Annotated in this window: 3 protein-coding genes; all 3 read right to left on the bottom strand. The window is 47.8% G+C overall.

The genetic code is table 11. The features are described from left to right. Positions 1-250: 250 nt before the first annotated feature. Positions 251-691 carry a cyanase gene (gene cynS / locus ACR2PX_RS01240; protein ID WP_433997544.1) on the bottom strand — a complete coding sequence of 147 codons (441 nt, stop codon included), beginning with the start codon at positions 689-691 and terminating at the stop codon, positions 251-253. An 18-nt stretch (positions 692-709) separates the two neighbouring features. After that, on the bottom strand, positions 710-1,522 hold the full coding sequence (locus ACR2PX_RS01235; protein WP_433997543.1) for a formate/nitrite transporter family protein: 813 nt from the start codon (positions 1,520-1,522) through the stop codon (positions 710-712). Between the two features lie 227 nt (positions 1,523-1,749). After that, complete coding sequence (locus tag ACR2PX_RS01230) at positions 1,750-2,580, bottom strand: ATP-binding cassette domain-containing protein (protein ID WP_433997542.1); 831 nt, start codon at positions 2,578-2,580, stop codon at positions 1,750-1,752. Between the last annotated feature and the right edge of the window lie 132 nt (positions 2,581-2,712).

The following is a 2,712-nucleotide window of genomic DNA, read 5'->3' as shown; positions in this document are numbered from 1 at the left end:
CGAGAGCTTTCGTGGCAAGGCGTGATAACGCAGTAATATCTGGATCTTTCAAGTGATCACAACGCAGTCATGGAAGCTCTCGTTCTGGCCCGAAGGGTGACTCTTAAAGCGGCCATCTGACTGCGTTGATCTTGTTTGAAAGACCCCGGTATTCCTGTACAAGCTCGCCTTGCATATGGCCGCTTTAAGAGTCACTGAATGAGACAAACAAATAGGTTTCGAGTACTACCTCATCATCGGCAGGATCTGATTACCATGATTTATAGGGTAGGAATTTACCGTTCATGGTAAGCACGACACGGTCTCCTTTTGGGTTTTCCTCCTTCTCAATATCCATCGAAAAATCAATGGCACTCATAATGCCATCACCAAACTTTTCCTGAATAACCTCCTTTAATGTTTCACCATAGACACCCACAACTTCGTATAGGCGATAGATCAATGGATCTGTTGGCACAGCCTGATCCCATACTTTGGTGGGGTAAGTTTTCAGAGCTTCGACTACTTCGGTGCCCAGGCCCAGATACTCGGCTATGGCCTGGGCTTTATCCTGCGGTGCGCTGTTCATCCCCAAGCAGGTTGATGCCAGCCAGACCGCAGAGCAGCCAATATCAGCACTAAATTGCTCCCAGGTTAATTGCCTTTCTGTTTTGGCAAGAATAATGGCTTCAGTCATTGCAAGCTTGTTCATGATGTCTTTCCCGTTACCTTAAGCCAGTTCACGTTCAGGACTGGTTCTTACATGGGTCAGATAAAGTGGCAAACCTACCAGCAGGAAACCTCCGACCAGATTGCCCAGTGCGGTGGGCAGCTCATTCCAGATCAGGTAGTCCATAACGGTGAATTCTCCACCCATGATCATGGAGAAGGGGAAGAGGAACATATTGACGATGGAGTGTTCAAAGCCCATAAAGAAAAACAACATAATGGGCATCCACATCGCGACCATTTTGGCCCCTGCAGACGTTGAAATCATCGCGCCGACAACGCCCATGGATACCATCCAGTTGCACAGCATTCCTCGTACGAAGATCGTTAACCAACCGGCAAGACCGTGTTCCTGATAACCTAAAGTTCTCGACTCGCCAATGGCTGAAACTTTCGCAGCTATTGCTCCGCCATCAATGCTGTACCCATAGGTCAGAATAAACGACACCAGAAAGGCTGTGGTCAGAGCGCCGGCAAAATTACCCAGAAATACCAGTCCCCAGTTTCTGAGTAATCCGCTCATATCAACACCGGGTCGTTTATCGATTAACGCCAGCGGAACCAGAGTGAAAACACCGGTTAACAAATCAAATTTCATGAGATACAGCATGATGAATCCGATCGGGAACAGCAGAGCGCCGATCAGAGGGGAGCCGCTCTTGATGGTGACTGTAATAGCAAATATCGCCGCCAGCCCCAGAATGGCTCCAGCCATGAAGGCCCGGATAAACGTGTCCTTGGTTGACATGAAAACCTTGGACTCGCCAGAGTCCACCATTTTTGTGACAAACTCATCGGGTTCTATATAAGCCATAGTTCCTTCTCGCTGTTTTTCTTATTCGTCATGCCCTGTATCGCAAAAATGATGCCTGAATTCGGTTTTTTTCTTTAACTTAATGATTTTTAATAAGTTAATGACTTGGTCAGTGAGGGCTATTCGATGAAGAAAGCTTCTTGGGAGCGTCGTTATCGGGTGCGTCGGGATGCAGGGGTGCACCAAATAGGTAAAAAAAGCGCCAGCAGGGTTGCTGGCGCATAAGGTTAGTTAAGGTTCAACTGGCTTTGAATCTGATCAATTTCCTGTAGCCAGACCTGCTGCCTTTCGGGCTTCTGGTGTTTGGGTTTTCTGGCCAGATCATCCTGAAGCTTTGTTTCCAGCTCTATCAGTCGCTCCAGAAGGAACTCTGAATCTTCCGAGTCATTATTCTGTTCCTCACAAAATGTCTGACTCTGAACGGCTTCCTCAGAGTCTTCTTCTGAGTCGATCAGCACAGAATAAGCCTGTTCAGGATCATGGAATTCTTCCAGCCTGCCCTGATGGATCAGCCAGAAGCGATTACAACTCTTCTCAATAAGGTCACGATCATGACTGACTAGCAGGAAACCCCCTGCGAATGTTTTCAGAGTTTCCGCCAGCTCATCTTTGCCTTCCAGATCCAGATGGTTGGTGGGTTCGTCCAGCAACAGTAGGTGGTATTGAGCCAGAGACAAACCTACAAACAACAGTCTTGAGCGCTCGCCGCCACTGAGCTGTGAAACTTTTTGATCATGCCGTTCATAGGCATAGCCTGCACTGATCAGGGCCATTTTTCGTTGCTCATCGGGCAGTGGAGCAAACAGTCGTAATGCTTCCATTAGATTGTCTTCATCTTTGATCTGCTGAAGAGACTGGTCGTAATATCCTGGCCGGCAGCGTGGATGAAGATGAATGGTTTGGCTTTCTTCATACTGAAAGCTCGACCAAAGCTGACGAATCAGGGAGGACTTGCCGCAACCATTTCGTCCAATAATGGCTATGCGATCACCGCTTTTGATCTGTTTCTCCAAAAGAGGGAACAGAGTCGCGGCATCAGCAGCGGGTTTCACCTCCATATCACTTAAACTCGATTCTGCAGTTTTTCTCACTTGACAATCAGGCTGCATCCAATAATTCAAATTTCCCAGCATGAGATTTGAGTGATTCCGTAGGCTCCCGTTTACCAAGATCTCGCCCCGCCATATGCC

Source organism: Endozoicomonas sp. (assembly GCF_051008435.1).
Lineage (GTDB): Bacteria > Pseudomonadota > Gammaproteobacteria > Pseudomonadales > Endozoicomonadaceae > Endozoicomonas_A.
This window is presented reverse-complemented; position numbering and strand designations above follow the sequence as displayed.